The sequence below is a fragment of the Gloeocapsopsis crepidinum LEGE 06123 genome, assembly GCF_015207655.1.
GTDB lineage: Bacteria > Cyanobacteriota > Cyanobacteriia > Cyanobacteriales > Chroococcidiopsidaceae > Gloeocapsopsis > Gloeocapsopsis crepidinum.
On the sequence record NZ_JADEWN010000140.1, the window covers coordinates 1 to 1,604 of the forward strand.

1 protein-coding gene is annotated in these 1,604 nt (G+C 37.9%); it reads left to right on the forward strand.

Features of this window, described 5'->3' with window-relative positions:
- The first annotated feature begins 76 nt into the window (after nucleotides 1–76).
- Nucleotides 77–1,570, forward strand: coding sequence for an IS4 family transposase (locus tag IQ230_RS26200; RefSeq protein ID WP_228055471.1), 1,494 nt, complete (start codon nucleotides 77–79; stop codon nucleotides 1,568–1,570).
- Nucleotides 1,571–1,604: the final 34 nt, after the last annotated feature.

A 1,604-nucleotide genomic window follows, 5' to 3' on the forward strand; every position in this document is an offset into this window, starting at 1 on the left:
CGAATGGCACGAAGAAAAGCTCAAAGTGTTGCAGAATAAGCACTACAGCTTGTAATGCCCATTTAGCAGTAATAGCTTGACTCAGGCAATCGCTCTGAGAAAGATGATGTATGGTTGTCCAAAAATTTTTGGAGGTAAGAAAAGCTTACTCGTTCATGAAATACTTCTTGAAGACGAGCAAGCCAAGATCATAAACATTACTGTGACACTACGAGTACAAATTCTCAAGGATAAATTTAGCAAAAGTTTAGGGCTACCTTTCAAAGAACTATTGCCAGAATCGACAATTAAACAAGCAATTGCTGAATTAAAAAATAAATATAAAAAGCGATTATTTGACCCGTTAATAACGGTGTGGGCATTTTTATCTCAGGTTTTGGATACTGATAAAACTTGTCATAACAGTGTGAGTAAAATAATTGCACATTTGGCAGGGTCAGAAGTAGAAATTCCTTCAACAGATACAAGTGCTTACTGCCAAGCTAGGGCAAGGTTACCAGAAAAATTGTTAGAGAAACTTTTCAATTATTCAGGACAGAATTTGGAAGATAAAATAACCCAAGAACATTTATGGTGTGGTCGAAATATCAAAGTGATAGATGGCTCGACAGTATCTATGCCGGATACTGTCGAGAACAAAAAAGAATACCCCCAACCTAGTACCCAAAAAGAGGGATGTGGATTTCCGATTGCCAAAATTGGGGTGATATTTAGTTTAGCAACAGGAGCCGCCGTTGCTTTGTGCATAGACATTTTGAACACTCATGATATTAAATTAGCTAGGAAGTTGTACAGTTTCCTCAAACCAAATGATGTACTTTTAGGGGATAGAGCTTTTTGTGCTTACGCCGATATAGCTGCGATTACCAAGCTCGGCTGTGATGTTATATTTCGTAAGAGGAGGTCTCGCACAACTACTATGCGAAAAGGTAAGATTGTTGGTGATTGTGACAAGTTGGTTACTTGGTATAAACCTCAAAGATGTCCAACAGGATTAAGTCAGGATGAATTTTTAGCTTTACCTCCTAACATAACTGTACGAGAAATTTACTACTACATTATTATTCCTGGTTTTCGCACTTCATCTGTTAGTTTAATTACTACTTTATTAGAGCCAGCAACTTATTCTACTCTAGAAATTGTTGGACTTTATGGTAAACGCTGGGATGTAGAACTCGATTTGAGACATTTAAAAACTACTTTAGGTATGGATGTTTTACGATGTAAAACTCCTTCAATGGTACGCAAAGAAATTCATGTTTATTTACTCGCTTATAATTTACTTCGTAGTTTAATGTGGCAGGCAGGCAATACTTACAATACATCTCCAAATCGTTTGTCATTGCAAGGTACTCGCCATCATTTACTAAATTTTATCCCCAAATTAGAGGCTGCTAACTCTAAAAAACGCCTTCCTCTTTATCGTAGTTTGCTGAAAATTATTGTTCACAAGGTTGTCCCTGACCGTCCTGCACGCAGCGAACCACGAGTCACCAAACGCCGTCCCAAAGCTTACCCCAGATTGACTAAGCCTCGGCAAGAATTACGTAAACAATTGCAGACTGCTTAATTGATAAGCGTTTCCGCTTTTCTTAGTGCCATTC